This is a genomic window from Cupriavidus sp. HMR-1, from assembly GCF_000319775.1.
GTDB classification, from domain to species: domain Bacteria; phylum Pseudomonadota; class Gammaproteobacteria; order Burkholderiales; family Burkholderiaceae; genus Cupriavidus; species Cupriavidus metallidurans.
Genome location: NZ_ANKP01000103.1, coordinates 15,441 through 28,958, shown reverse-complemented (window position 1 = coordinate 28,958; position 13,518 = coordinate 15,441). Strand labels below are relative to the sequence as shown.

The following is a 13,518-nucleotide window of genomic DNA, read 5'->3' as shown; positions in this document are numbered from 1 at the left end:
GCCGCCCGCGGCGCCGGGTGGCGCACCCACCGCGCCCGCCGCGCCAGCCAGCGAGGGGGGCGCATCATGAACCGCGCACTGCTGATTGCCCTGAGCCTCGCGGGCCTGCTGATCGCCGGCTGCGGCGAGAAGGCGCAGACATCGACCGCTTCGTTCAAGAAATCGGATACGCCGGCCTGGCAGGGCGCCCCCGGCGATCCGTTCGTCGCCAAGGGATGGACGCCGGGCGACAGGGATAGCTGGGTGCGCCAGATCCATGAGCGCAACCAGTACCAGAACGAGTACAACAAGACGCCGTGAGCGCCGGCAAGGAGGGCTTATGACGCGGCTTTCACGTACAGGACGGTGGCTAGCCGGCGCGCTGATGACGCTGGCGATGGCCGGCGCGTTCGCGCAGGCGCCAGCATCGGCACCGCAGGCGCAACAGGCCGCCACGCAGGCCGCCACGCAGTCCGATAACGCGAACAACCCGGCCACGCACCCTGCGCAGCCGCTCGCGGGCATTGCGAGCGAGAACATCTTCAATGTGCCGCGCCGCGACATGGCCGCCGAGGCGCGCGCGCAGCAGGAACGTTCGCAGACGCAGCCGGGCAACAATGCGCCGGTCTGGCGCGAGGTGAACTCCGACCAGCCGAACTACAGCAGCCTGCCTGCCAAGGAGGCCGGTGTGCTGATCCAGCGCACGGGCCAGAAGTGGCGCCTGTTCCGCAATGGCGTGATCACGGTGTGGGGTGGCTGGCTGGTGGTGGTCGTGCCGCTGGCGATCCTGGCGTTCTTCGCCTGGCGAGGCACGATTCCGCTCAAGACCCCGCGCACGGGCCGTTTGATCGAACGCTTCACGCCGCTGGAACGCATCGTGCACTGGACCATGGCGATCTCGTTCTCGATCCTGGCGATCTCGGGCCTCGTGATCCTGTTTGGCAAGCACGTCCTGCTGCCGATCTTCGGCCATACGCTGTTCGGATGGCTCACGTACATCCTCAAGAACCTGCATAACCTGAGCGGGCCGGTGTTCACGGTCGCGATCGTCGTTGCCTTCGTGCTCTTCGTGCGCGACAACCTGCCCAGCCGCGACGACCTGACGTGGATCGCGCGGGCAGGGGGGCTGCTCACGGGCAGCCACGTGCCGAGTCACCGTTTCAACGCCGGCGAAAAGCTCTGGTTCTGGATCGGACTGGTCTGTTTCGGACTGATCCTGTCTGCGTCGGGCTGGGTGCTCGACATGATCGTGCCGGGCCTGGAGTACTACCGCGCCACGATGCAGATCGCCAACGTCATCCACGCGATCGCCGCGGTGCTGATGATCGCGCTGGCCTGCGGCCATATCTACATGGGCACGATCGGCATGGAAGGCGCCTACCGCGCCATGCGCGATGGCTACGTGGACGAGGCCTGGGCCCAGGAGCACCATGAGCACTGGTACGACGATATCAAGGCCGGCAAGATCCCCGCGCAGCGTTCCACACCGCCGGAGGACGCGGGCCGTAGCCGCCAGCGTCCGGGGCAGGCTTGATCATGCGCATTGGCACGGGGTTGTAGTTTGAGGCACTCGCGTGTGCGGGTCGGGCGTACAATCGCCGGGCTCTTAACCGCAAGAGGAGGCTCGGCATGAAACGTGTACTTTTTGGTTTGACGATGGGCGCTGCCGCACTGGCTGTGGCGGGTTGCTCGAGCTGGGGCTGGGGTTCGTCCAGCAGCAGTAGCAGCAGTGGCGCGGCGGCAACCAGCGCGTCCATGAAAGCCGCCGCGGCGCTGAGCCCCAAGAGCGGCACGAATACCGCGGGACGCGTCACGTTCGACCAGCAGGCCGGCGGTGGCGTGATGGTGGTGGTATCGGTGACCGGTCTGCCGCCAGGCACGACGCATGGCTTCCATATCCACGAGAAGGGTGACTGCTCCGCGCCCGACGCGATGAGCGCGGGTGGGCACTTCAACCCGGCGGGCAAGCCGCACGGCCAGATGACGATGCCCGATCATCATGCTGGCGACATGAACAACCTCGTGGCGGACTCCAGCGGCAACGCGCGCGTCCAGTTCATCATGCCGGACGTGACCGTGGCGCCTGGCCCGAACAGCGTGGTTGGCCGCGCCGTCGTTGTCCACAAGGATGCCGACGACTATCGCACCCAGCCCACCGGCAACTCGGGCGGCCGCATCGCCTGCGGTGTGATCGCCGCCTCCTGATCCCTCCAGATAGCTTCCGCTGTAGCTGGCCCGACCTTCGGAAGGGCCAGCCCGCCTCCCACATGTCCCTGCGCCCCGAACTGACCCATGCCAGCGTACCCCTGATCGAAGAGGTGGCTGTCCTCGACGAGCAAGGCAGGGAACGTCCGGCCTGGCTGCCAGGCGAGCGTCCGTTGACGGTCTATCTGGACAAGCGCGAGCTGGTCACGCTGATGACGCTGGGCGGCGCGCCGGAGCATCTCGTTCTGGGTTATCTGCGTAATCAGCGACTGATTGAGTCAATCGAGCAGATTGCTTCGGTCCAGGTGGACTGGGAAACCGAGTCGGTGGCCGTGACCACCCGTTCGGGGGTCGATCGCATCGAGGAGCGCACCGCGCGCCGCGTGGTGACCACGGGCTGCGGGCAGGGCACGGTGTTCGGCTCGCTGATGGACGAGGTCGACACCATCGCGCTCCCCCCGGACGCCCGGCTCGACCAGGAAACGCTGTACGCGATCGTCGATACCATCCGGCTTCAGCAATCGGTCTACAAGCAGGCCGGCTCGGTTCACGGCTGCGCCTTGTTCCGGGGCAGCGAGTTGCTGACCTTCGTCGAGGACGTGGGCCGCCACAACGCGGTGGATGCCATCGCCGGGTGGATGTGGCTCGAGGACATGAGCGGCGCCGACAAGATTTTCTACACCACGGGCCGACTGACGTCGGAAATGGTCATCAAGGGCGCCCAGATGGGCATTCCGTTCCTGTTATCGCGTTCGGGTGTGACGCAAATGGGTTACCAGATGGCCAAGCGTGTCGGAATGACGCTATTCGCACGCTGCACCGGCAAGCATTTCCTGCTCTACACCGGGCGGGAGCGGTTCCGCCACACACCGGCCGAGACGCTGGCGCCTGCGGTCTAGGAATTCCGCTGCGCGGCACCAGATCGCAACAGAAGCCGGAACAAGAGCGCCAGAAGCGATTGGTTGTACAATGCGCCCCAATCCAGCGGCAGCCCGCCGCCCGACTTATCCGCCCACGCCTTTATGAGCATCAAATCCGACAAGTGGATCCGCCGCATGGCGGAGCAGCACGGCATGATCGAACCGTTCGAGCCCGGCCAGGTACGGGAGTCGGACGGCCGCAAGATCGTGTCCTACGGCACGTCGAGCTACGGCTACGACATCCGCTGCGCCGACGAATTCAAGATCTTCACGAACATCAACAGCACGATCGTCGATCCGAAGAATTTCGACGAGAAGTCGTTCGTGGACTTCAAGGGCGATGTCTGCATCATCCCGCCGAACTCGTTCGCGCTGGCCCGCACGATGGAATACTTCCGGATTCCGCGCAGCGTTCTGACGATCTGCCTGGGCAAGAGCACCTATGCCCGCTGCGGCATCATCGTCAACGTGACACCGTTCGAACCCGAGTGGGAAGGCTATGTGACGCTTGAGTTCTCCAACACCACGCCGCTGCCCGCCAAGATCTATGCCGGCGAAGGTTGTGCGCAGGTGCTGTTCTTCGAGAGCGACGAAATCTGCGAGACCTCGTACGCCGACCGTGGTGGCAAGTACCAGGGCCAGCAGGGTGTCACACTGCCGAAGACCTGATCGCATTACAATGCCGGCGTCCGTCGCCGGGGGCGCCGCCGGCCATGAACCGGTCAGGCGCCAGACCTGACGAAAGAGCCACATGCCGCCGTTTGCGGGGAAATCCCCGCCGGCCATGTGGCTCAAGTTCTTTCCAAGCACGCTCATCAAGGATGCCCGATGAAATTCCGCTTCCCCGTCATCATCATCGATGAAGACTTCCGCTCCGAGAACATCTCCGGCTCGGGCATTCGCGCGTTGGCCGAGGCCATCGAGAATGAAGGCATGGAAGTGATGGGTCTGACCAGCTATGGCGACTTGACGTCGTTCGCCCAGCAGTCCAGCCGGGCATCCACGTTCATCGTGTCGATCGACGACGACGAGTTCGTGCGCGCCGACGATCAGCCCGAAGCGGCCGCCATCGAGAAGCTGCGCGCGTTCGTGACCGAAGTGCGTCGTCGCAACACGGATCTGCCGATCTTCCTGTATGGCGAGACGCGCACGTCACGCCATATTCCGAATGACATCCTGCGCGAGCTGCACGGCTTCATCCACATGTTCGAGGACACCCCCGAATTCGTGGCGCGCCACATCATCCGCGAAGCCAAGGTCTACCTGGATTCGCTGGCCCCGCCGTTCTTCAAGGCGCTGATCGACTACGCGCAGGACAGCTCGTACTCGTGGCACTGCCCGGGGCACTCGGGCGGCGTGGCGTTCCTGAAGAGCCCGGTGGGCCAGGTGTTCCACCAGTTCTTCGGCGAGAACATGCTGCGCGCCGACGTCTGCAACGCGGTCGAGGAACTTGGCCAGCTGCTGGACCACACTGGCCCGGTGGCGGCGTCGGAGCGCAACGCCGCGCGCATCTTCAATTCCGACCACATGTTCTTCGTGACCAACGGCACGTCGACGTCGAACAAGATGGTCTGGCACGCCAACGTGGCGCCGGGCGACATCGTGGTGGTGGACCGTAACTGCCACAAGTCGATCCTGCACGCGATCATGATGACGGGCGCAATTCCGGTGTTCCTGATGCCGACGCGCAACCACTACGGCATCATCGGCCCGATTCCGAAGAGCGAGTTCGACCCGGAGACGATCCGCAGGAAGATCGAGAACCATCCGTTCGCGAGCAAGGCGAAGAACCAGAAGCCGCGCATCCTGACGATCACGCAGGGTACGTACGACGGCGTGCTGTACAACGCCGAGCAGATCAAGGAAATGCTGACGTCGGAAATCGACACGCTGCATTTCGACGAGGCTTGGCTGCCGCACGCGGCGTTCCACGATTTCTATCGCGACATGCACGCGATCGGCCGTGACCGTCCGCGCAGCAAGGATGCGCTGGTGTTCGCCACGCAGTCCACGCACAAGCTGCTGGCTGGCCTGTCGCAGGCCTCGCAGATCCTCGTGCAGGATTCGGAAACGCGCAAGCTGGATCGCTACCGCTTCAACGAGGCGTATCTGATGCACACCTCGACGAGCCCGCAGTACTCGATCATTGCCTCGTGCGACGTGGCCGCAGCGATGATGGAAGCGCCGGGCGGCACCGCGCTGGTCGAGGAAAGCATCCAGGAAGCGCTGGACTTCCGCCGTGCCGTGCGCAAGGTGGAAGCCGACTACGACGTCGCCAACAATGGCGACTGGTGGTTCAAGGTGTGGGGCCCGGACGCGCTGGCCGAAGATGGCATTCCTGACCGCGAAGAGTGGATGCTCAAGGCCAACGAGCGCTGGCATGGCTTCGGCGATCTGGCCGATGGTTTCAACCTGCTGGATCCGATCAAGGCCACGATCATCACCCCGGGCCTCGACGTGGACGGCGAGTTCAGCGAGCGCGGCATCCCGGCGGCAATCGTTACGAAGTACCTGGCCGAGCACGGCATCATCATCGAGAAGACGGGTCTGTACTCGTTCTTCATCATGTTCACGATCGGCATCACCAAGGGCCGCTGGAACTCACTGGTGACCGAGCTGCAGCAGTTCAAGGACGACTACGACCAGAACCAGCCGCTGTGGCGCGTGCTGCCCGAGTTCGTGGGCAAGCACCCGCAGTACGAGCGACTGGGCCTGCGCGACCTGTGCGACGCGATCCACAGCGTCTACAAGGCCAACGATGTGGCGCGCGTGACCACCGAGATGTACCTGTCGGACATGGAACCGGCGATGAAGCCGTCGGATGCCTGGGCGATGATGGCGCACCGCGAAATCGAGCGTGTGCCCGTCGACGAACTGGAGGGCCGCGTGACTGCGATCCTGCTGACGCCGTACCCGCCGGGCATTCCGCTGCTGATCCCGGGCGAGCGCTTCAACCGCACGATCGTGAAGTACCTGAAGTTTGCACGCGAGTTCAACAAGCTCTTCCCGGGCTTCGAGACCGACATCCACGGCCTGGTCGAAGACGAGGTCGATGGCCAGAAGGCGTACTTCGTGGATTGCGTGAAGCAGTAAGGCTTCACAGCAAGGCTTCATTCGATCCAAACAAAAACCCCCGTGCCGCGAGGCCGGGGTTTTTTTGTGTCCTGCGTGATCTGTGGGGATAGGGTCAGCGCATCACCCTCCAGCCCCACTTCAATCCAGTTACTTGCTCTTCTCGAACTGGAACGAAGGCGCCACCGGTTCACTCGAGTCGCCGCCGCTCGGCAACTCCAGCGTGCCGGGCGAGGACGCCCCCCCGGGCTTGCCGTCGTCCTGTCCGCCAAGCGGGATACTGACCTCGGCGGAATTACTGTGCTTGAGCGATCCCTTGTCGAGCAGGCCAGTCACCATGCCCGGCCAGAACATCACCAGCAGCACCATGACGAGCTGCAGGCCCACCCACGGCAGGGCGCCCCAGTAGATGTCCGAGCTCTTGACTTCCTTCGGGGCGATGCCGCGCAGGTAGAACAGCGCGAAGCCGAACGGCGGGTGCATGAACGATGTCTGCATGTTCACGCACAGCATCACGCCGAACCAGACCAGCGCGGCCGTGGCGGCGGCTTCGGGGTTGCCGCCCATCGAATCGGCTACCACCGGGGCCAGCACCTTGACCGCAACCGGCGCCAGCATCGGCACGACGATGAACGCGATCTCGAAGAAGTCGAGGAAGAACGCCAGGAAGAAGATGAACAGGTTCACCACGATCAGGAAGCCGATCCAGCCACCCGGTAGCGAGGTGAACAGGTGCTCCACCCATGCGCCGCCGTCCACGCCCTGGAACACCACCGAGAAGCAGGTGGAGCCGATCAGGATGAACACGACCATGGCGGTGATGCGCGCGGTGGACTGGTAGGCATCCACGATCAGCAGCCGCAGGTCGGTCAGCTGGCCGGCGCGGATCAGGAGCCACAACACCACAAGGTAGGCAATCGCCAGCGGGATGCGGAACGCATGGGAGCCGAACGCGAAGACGCCCACCGCAGCGGCCACCAGCGTTGCCAAGAGGCCCAGTCGATAGATGTTGCGGTCGATCTTGTTGAAGCCCTTGTCGCGGATCACGGCTAGCACCAGGGCGCCAACCGCACCCATCGCTCCGGACTCGGTCGGCGTGGCGATGCCGAGCATGATCGTGCCGAGCACCAGGAAGATCAGCACGGCGCAGGGGATGATGCCGCGCAGGCAGGTGCGCCACAGCGCCCAGCCGCGCAGCGTGCGCGCTTCTTCCGGTACCGGCGGCAGCCAGTCAGGCTTGATGCGGGTCAGCACGAAGGTGTAGAGCGCGAACAGCGCGATCTGGATCACCGACGGGCCCCAGGCGCCCAGGTACATGCTGCCGACGTCGGCGCTACCGGCCGGGGTCTTCAGCTGGTCGGCCAGCACCACCAGCACCAGCGACGGCGGCACCAGCTGGGTGATCGTGCCCGATGCGGCCAGCACGCCCGTGGCGTACTTCATGTTGTAGCGGTAGCGCATCATCACGGGCAGCGAGATCATCGCCATGGCGATCACCTGCGCCGCCACCGTGCCGGTGATCGCACCCAGAATGAAACCGACGATGATGACCGAGTAGCCCAGGCCGCCACGAACCGGGCCGAACAACTGACCCATCGAGTCGAGCATGTCCTCCGCGAGTCCGCATTTCTCCAGGATCGCGCCCATGAAGGTGAAGAACGGAATCGCGAGCAGCAGTTCGTTGGACAGCACGCTGCCGAACACGCGGCTCGGCACGGCCTGCAGGAACTGCACGGGGAAGTAGCCCCATTCGATGGCCAGGAAGCCGAAGGCCAGACCTACGGCCGACAGCGAGAATGCGACCGGGAACCCGATCAGCATAAATACCACCAGGCCGCCGAACATGAGCGGCGGCATATATTCCAATGGAATCATTATTGCACCGGCCTTTCGTATTTCGATTCGATGCGCAGCAGGCCCTGCAGGGCGGCGAAGCGCTTGATCAGTTCGGAAATCCCCTGCAGCGTGAGCAGGGCAAAGCCGATGGGCACGACGAGCTTGATCGGATAACGGGGCAGGCCGCCCGAATTGCCCGATTGCTCGAGGATGCGCCACGAAGGCAGGAACAGCGATTCCCACGACAGCCACGTGAACAGGATCGTGGAGGGCAGCAGGAAAACGACGATGCCGAAGATGTCGATCCAGTGCTGCGCACGCTCGGACACGCTGCCGTAGATCAGATCCACACGCACGTGCTCATTGCGCTGGAACGTGTACGACGCGCCGAACATCACGGCAATGGCAAACATGTACCACTGCAATTCCAGTGGCCAGTTGTCGCTGAGGTTAAAGCCGTAGCGGAGCAGGGCGTTACCTGCGCTGATCAGACACGACAGCAGGATCATGATGTTTGCAAGCCTGCCCGTATGCTGATTCAACCTGTCGATCTGTCGTGACAGACCAAGCAAGTAATTCATGGGTTGTCTCCCCGGTTTTTGCGCCAAATAGTGTATCTGTCACAATTTGTAAGGGCGCTAGGGGATTGTCCTAACAGGCGGACATGGCGTGGGTTCTCTTCTCTTTCTGCCCTTTCCCGCGCTTGGCCGGGCGAGGAAAGCTGGAAACAAAAAAGCCGCTGGCCTGACGGCACAGCGGCTTTTTTACGACAAAGACTTACGCGAAACTTACAGCGCCTTGCGTGCGGCGGCGATGGCGGCGCGTACCTGATCCGGCGCGGTGCCGCCGATATGGTTGCGCGATGCCACCGAGCCTTCGAGCGTCAGCACGCTGTGTACATCGTCGCCAATCAGCGAGGCCTTGTCGCCCAGACCCGAGACTTCGCGCAGTTGCTCGACGGTCAGGTCGGCCAGGTCGCAGTGGCGGTCGTCGCAGGCGCGCACGGCGTGGGCCACGGCCTCGTGCGCGTCGCGGAACGGCAGGCCGCGCTTGACCAGGTAATCGGCCAGGTCGGTGGCGGTGGCGTAGCCCTGCAGTGCGGCGGCGCGCATGTTGTCCGGCTTGACGCTGATGCCGGGCACCATGTCGGCGAAGATGCGCAACGTGTCGACCACGGTATCGACCGTATCGAACAGCGGCTCCTTGTCTTCCTGGTTGTCCTTGTTGTACGCCAGCGGCTGGCCCTTCATCAGCGTCAGCAGACCGGTCAGGTGGCCGTACACGCGGCCAGTCTTGCCGCGGGCCAGTTCGGGGACGTCGGGGTTCTTCTTCTGCGGCATGATCGAGCTGCCGGTGCAGAAGCGGTCGGCGATGTCGATGAAGCCGACGCGCGGGCTCATCCAGATCACCAGTTCTTCAGAGAAGCGCGAGACGTGCGTCATGATCAGCGACGCGGCGGCCAGGAATTCGATCGCGAAGTCGCGGTCGGACACGGCGTCGAGCGAGTTGCGGCACACGCCGTCAAAGCCCAGTTGCGCGGCCACGAACTCGCGGTCGATCGGATAGCTGGTGCCGGCCAGCGCGGCGGCGCCCAGCGGCAGGCGATTCACGCGGCGGCGGCAATCGGCCATGCGCTCGGCGTCGCGCGTAAACATTTCCACATAGGCCATGAGGTGATGGCCGAACGTGACCGGCTGGGCCACCTGCAGGTGGGTGAAGCCGGGCAGGATCGTGTCGGCGTTCTTCTCGGCCAGGTCGAGCAGCGCGCCGCGCAGGTCGCCCAGCAGGCCGACGATGCTGTCGATCTCGCTGCGCAGCCACAGGCGGATGTCGGTTGCCACCTGGTCGTTACGCGAACGGCCCGTGTGCAGGCGCTTGCCGGCGTCGCCCACCAGGGCGGTCAGGCGCGCTTCGATGTTCAGGTGCACGTCTTCGAGGTCCAGCTTCCACTCGAACGCGCCGGACTCAATCTCACCGCGGATCTGCGTCATGCCGCGCTCGATCTCGGCGCGGTCGGCTTCGGCGATGATGCCCTGCTTTGCCAGCATGGCCGCATGGGCCAGCGAGCCCTGGATATCGAACAGCGCCAGGCGCTTGTCGAAGAAGACCGACGCGGTGTAACGCTTCACCAGATCGGACATCGGTTCGGAGAAGCGGGCGGACCAGGCTTCGCCTTTCTTGGCTAGTTGGGAGGTCATGGCGGGGCAGGGCGGAAAATCGGAAACGGCGATTATATCGCCAGAGGCGGGCAGAACTGCTGCGGACCGGTTCCCCTCTCCCGCACGTGGGAGAGGAGTCAGGGGAGAGGGCAGGCCGTGCAAGGCACGTTAGCCGCATTCAGGGCCGCCGCACCCTCTCCCCCGCCCCTTCTCCCGCCTGCGAGAGAAGGGCGAAAACCGGCGAATACGGCACATGTCAGTGACGGATTAACCGCTATTACGCAACCCGGCCGCCACCCCGTTGATCGTCAGGTGGATCCCGCGTCGCACGCGCACGTCGTCGCCATCCTTGCCGGCCCGGTACCGCTTGAGCAGTTCCACCTGCAGGTGGTTCAGCGGATCCAGGTAGGCAAAGCGGTTCTTGATCGAGCGCGCCAGCAGCGGGTTGTCAGCCAGCCGTTCCTGCCGGCCGGTGATCAGCCCGAGCATGTCACTGGTCAGGTGCCATTCGGCGCTGATGCGTGAGAACACGGCCTTGCGCAGCGCGGTGTCCTCGCACAGCCCCGCGTAGCGCGACGCCACGGCCAGGTCGGTCTTGGCCAGCACCATATCCATGTTCGATAGCAGCGTGCTGAAGAACGGCCACGACTTCACCATCCGCTTCAGCGTGGCCACCGTGGCCTTGCGCGACTTTTCGTCCGGCGCGGCGTCCAGCAGGGCCTGCACGGCACTGCCGAAACCGAACCAGCCTGGCAGCAGCAGACGGCACTGGCCCCACGAGAAGCCCCATGGAATCGCCCGCAGGTCTTCGATGCGGCGGTGCTTCTTGTCCATCAGCTTGCGCGATGCCGGCCGCGACCCGAGGTTCAGGTCCGCGATCTCGGTGATCGGGGTCGTGGCGAAGAAGTAGTCCTTGAAGCCCGGGGTCTCGTAGACCAGGTCACGGTACGCGGAGAACGCATGGTCGGACAGCTGCTGCATGACGCCTTCGAACGTCGCCAGGTCCTTCGGCGCGTTCTGGGTGGGCAGCAGCGATGCTTCCAGCGTGGCAGCGATCACCGTTTCCAGGTTGCGCCGGCCGATCTCGGCATTCGCGAACTTGCTGTTGATGATTTCGCCCTGTTCCGTCAGGCGGATCTGGCCGTTCACGGTGCCGGGTGGCTGCGACAGGATGGCCTGATAGGTCGGGCCACCGCCGCGACCCACCGTGCCGCCCCGGCCATGGAACAGGCGCAGCTTCACGCGGCGTTCCTCGAACAGCTTCACCAGTGCCAGTTCGGCCTTGTAGAGCTCCCAGTTCGACGTCAGGAAACCGCCGTCCTTGTTCGAATCCGAATAGCCGAGCATCACTTCCTGCTCGACGCCATGGTGGGCGATCACCGAATCGAAGCCCGGCAGATCCAGCAGCGACTCCATGATGCCGGCCGCATTGCGCAAATCCTCGATGGTTTCGAACAGCGGGATGACCATCAGCTCCATGCGCGCCGGATCGGTCTTGCTGCCCAGCGTGCCGCGCAACATGCCGGCTTCCTTCTGCAGCAGCATCACTTCGATGAGGTCGGACAGCGTCTCGGTGTGCGAGATGATGTAGTTGCGGGCGATGCGGGCGCCATAGCGGGCGCGCAGGTCGCGGGCCATCGCGAAGATTGCCAGTTCGCTGCGTGTCTGCTCCGTGTAGTCGTGCCACGGCAGCGTCAGCAGGCGCGGCTGGCGCAGTTCGGCCAGCAGCAGTTCCAGCTTGCGTGCTTCTGGCAGCGCAGCGTAGTCGGACTCGATGCCGGCTGTCGCGAACAGTTCGGCGATCACGGCCTCGTGCACGTCAGATACCTGGCGCATGTCGATCGAAGCCAGGTGGAAGCCGAAGACCGCGATCGCGCGCACCAGCGCGTCGACGCGGCCGCGGGCCAGCGCCTCGCCATGATGGGTGCGTAGCGAATCGACCACGATCTGCACGTCGGCCGCGAATGCTTCGGCGTTCTCGTAGGGGGCGACGTCGGCCACCGGATGGCGTTGCGCGACATGGCCAGTCAGCAACTGCGAGGTGGCCGCCAGGCGCGCATACATTCCGATCAGCGCGCGGCGGTAGGGCTCGTCCGCACGATGCTCGGAGTGGTCCGGCGAGGCTTCGGCCAATGCCAGCAGTTCGGGGCTGGCATCGACCATCAGCGACGAGAGCGGCAGCTCGGCGCCCAGCGCGTGCAGTTCATCGAGGTACCAGTCGAACAGCAGGGTGGCTTGCTGGCGCGCCGCGTGCTCGAGCGTCTCGGCCGTGACGTTGGGGTTGCCGTCGCGGTCGCCGCCGATCCACGAGCCCATCTGCAGGAACGGCGCCAGCGGCGCGGGCGTGGCGCCGGTCTTGGAACGGCGCGGGAAGACTTCGGCGATGTCCTCTTCCAGTTCGGCCATCAGGCGCGGAATACCCTGGAGGAACGTGGTGCGGTAGTACGAAAGCGCGTTCTCGATTTCATCGACCACCATCAAGCGCGTGTTCCGCAACATGCGGGTCTGCCACAGCGTGGTCACGCGCGCGCGGAGCTGGGCCGTGTTGTGGTCGCGCTCGCGGGCGGTCATCGGCAGGTCGCGCTCGGCCAGCAGGCGGGCGATCTCGCGCTCCGCGTCCAGGATGCTCTTGCGCTGGACTTCGGTCGGGTGCGCGGTCAGCACCGGCACGATCAATGCGTCGTCGAGGAATTCGCGAAGTTTCTTGCCAGTCACACCGGCGGCATCAATGGCCTGCAGCGCACGCGCCAGGCTGCCCGGCTGCGGGGGCGATCCGGCCAGTGCGTGCACCCGGCGGCGGCGGTTGTGGTGCTGGTCTTCGGCGATATTGGCCAGATGCGAGAAGTAGCTGAAGGCGCGCACCACCGAATTGGTCTGGTCGCGCGACAGGCGTTTCAGCAGGCGGTCGAGTTCGGTGCCGGCGGCGCGGTCGTTCTCGCGCCGGAAGCGCACGGCGGTCTGGCGAATCGTCTCGACCAGGTCGAAGGCGGCATCGCCTTCCTGCTCGCGCACACAGTCGCCCAGCAGGCGGCCGAGGAAGCGGATGTCCTCGCGCAGCGGCAGGTCCTTGTCGGCGGTGCGGCGGGCGGGGGCAGTTGTGGCCGCGGCAGCCGCGGCGGCGCCCTCGGCGGTCACGACCGCGAGCTTTGGCCTGGCTGCCGCTTTGGTGCGGGGTTTCGTGGCTTTCGGGGTCTTGGGGGATGCGCCTTCGGGGTCAAGCTGGCCTGAGGCTGGCGTAACAGACTTGCGGCCGGTAGAGCGTGAACGGCCGGTGGGGCGCGCAGCAGGCTGCGTCATCAACAATCTCCTCTTTATCGCTTCGTAGCTTTTCTATATTGACCGGCCGC

At 64.8% G+C, this 13,518-nt stretch carries 10 protein-coding genes; 6 read left to right on the top strand and 4 right to left on the bottom strand.

Annotation, left to right across the window (positions count from 1 at the left end):
* Positions 1-66: 66 nt before the first annotated feature.
* From D769_RS14805 to D769_RS14780, 6 genes are all read left to right on the top strand, one after another.
* On the top strand, positions 67-300 hold the full coding sequence (locus tag D769_RS14805; RefSeq protein WP_011517331.1) for a hypothetical protein: 234 nt from the start codon (positions 67-69) through the stop codon (positions 298-300).
* 19 nt (positions 301-319) lie between these two features.
* Positions 320-1,513: a formate dehydrogenase subunit gamma gene (locus tag D769_RS14800; RefSeq protein WP_040011063.1), complete on the top strand. Its 1,194-nt coding sequence runs from the start codon at positions 320-322 to the stop codon at positions 1,511-1,513.
* Positions 1,514-1,608: 95 nt separating this feature from the next.
* Positions 1,609-2,184, top strand: coding sequence for a superoxide dismutase family protein (locus tag D769_RS14795; RefSeq protein ID WP_008646302.1), 576 nt, complete (start codon positions 1,609-1,611; stop codon positions 2,182-2,184).
* A gap of 62 nt (positions 2,185-2,246) precedes the next feature.
* Positions 2,247-3,083, top strand: a complete 837-nt coding sequence (locus D769_RS14790) for a formate dehydrogenase accessory sulfurtransferase FdhD (RefSeq protein ID WP_008646297.1) — start codon at positions 2,247-2,249, stop codon at positions 3,081-3,083.
* 123 nt (positions 3,084-3,206) lie between these two features.
* Positions 3,207-3,773, top strand: coding sequence for a dCTP deaminase (dcd, locus tag D769_RS14785; RefSeq protein ID WP_008646296.1), 567 nt, complete (start codon positions 3,207-3,209; stop codon positions 3,771-3,773).
* Between the two features lie 159 nt (positions 3,774-3,932).
* The gene (locus tag D769_RS14780) at positions 3,933-6,197 is read left to right on the top strand and encodes an arginine/lysine/ornithine decarboxylase (RefSeq protein WP_008646295.1); all 2,265 of its coding nucleotides are present in this window, start codon (positions 3,933-3,935) and stop codon (positions 6,195-6,197) included.
* 129 nt (positions 6,198-6,326) lie between these two features.
* Here D769_RS14780 and D769_RS14775 read toward each other — a convergent pair whose 3' ends face one another.
* The 4 genes from D769_RS14775 to ppc all read right to left on the bottom strand — a co-directional run bounded on the left by D769_RS14775 (position 6,327) and on the right by ppc (position 13,468).
* Positions 6,327-8,051, bottom strand: a complete 1,725-nt coding sequence (locus D769_RS14775) for a TRAP transporter large permease subunit (RefSeq protein ID WP_008646294.1) — start codon at positions 8,049-8,051, stop codon at positions 6,327-6,329.
* Positions 8,051-8,593 (bottom strand): TRAP transporter small permease subunit, encoded by a 543-nt coding sequence (locus D769_RS14770; protein WP_008646293.1) that lies wholly within the window; start codon positions 8,591-8,593, stop codon positions 8,051-8,053. The genes D769_RS14775 and D769_RS14770 overlap by 1 nt, the downstream gene beginning before the upstream one ends.
* Before the next feature lie 207 nt (positions 8,594-8,800).
* Positions 8,801-10,210, bottom strand: coding sequence for an argininosuccinate lyase (gene argH / locus D769_RS14765; protein WP_008646292.1), 1,410 nt, complete (start codon positions 10,208-10,210; stop codon positions 8,801-8,803).
* Positions 10,211-10,438: 228 nt separating this feature from the next.
* Positions 10,439-13,468 (bottom strand): phosphoenolpyruvate carboxylase, encoded by a 3,030-nt coding sequence (gene ppc / locus D769_RS14760; RefSeq protein WP_008646291.1) that lies wholly within the window; start codon positions 13,466-13,468, stop codon positions 10,439-10,441.
* Between the last annotated feature and the right edge of the window lie 50 nt (positions 13,469-13,518).

What these genes read in the sequence shown, in the direction of transcription:
- dcd (WP_008646296.1), top strand. Translation starts at nt 3,207, where the DNA reads ATGAGCATCAAATCCGACAAGTGGATCCGCCGCATGGCGGAGCAGCAC.
- D769_RS14795 (WP_008646302.1), top strand. Translation starts at nt 1,609, where the DNA reads ATGAAACGTGTACTTTTTGGTTTGACGATGGGCGCTGCCGCACTGGCT.
- D769_RS14780 (WP_008646295.1), top strand. Translation starts at nt 3,933, where the DNA reads ATGAAATTCCGCTTCCCCGTCATCATCATCGATGAAGACTTCCGCTCC.
- ppc (WP_008646291.1), bottom strand. Translation starts at nt 13,468, where the DNA reads ATGACGCAGCCTGCTGCGCGCCCCACCGGCCGTTCACGCTCTACCGGC.
- D769_RS14805 (WP_011517331.1), top strand. Translation starts at nt 67, where the DNA reads ATGAACCGCGCACTGCTGATTGCCCTGAGCCTCGCGGGCCTGCTGATC.
- D769_RS14775 (WP_008646294.1), bottom strand. Translation starts at nt 8,051, where the DNA reads ATGATTCCATTGGAATATATGCCGCCGCTCATGTTCGGCGGCCTGGTG.
- D769_RS14770 (WP_008646293.1), bottom strand. Translation starts at nt 8,593, where the DNA reads ATGAATTACTTGCTTGGTCTGTCACGACAGATCGACAGGTTGAATCAG.
- argH (WP_008646292.1), bottom strand. Translation starts at nt 10,210, where the DNA reads ATGACCTCCCAACTAGCCAAGAAAGGCGAAGCCTGGTCCGCCCGCTTC.
- D769_RS14790 (WP_008646297.1), top strand. Translation starts at nt 2,247, where the DNA reads ATGTCCCTGCGCCCCGAACTGACCCATGCCAGCGTACCCCTGATCGAA.
- D769_RS14800 (WP_040011063.1), top strand. Translation starts at nt 320, where the DNA reads ATGACGCGGCTTTCACGTACAGGACGGTGGCTAGCCGGCGCGCTGATG.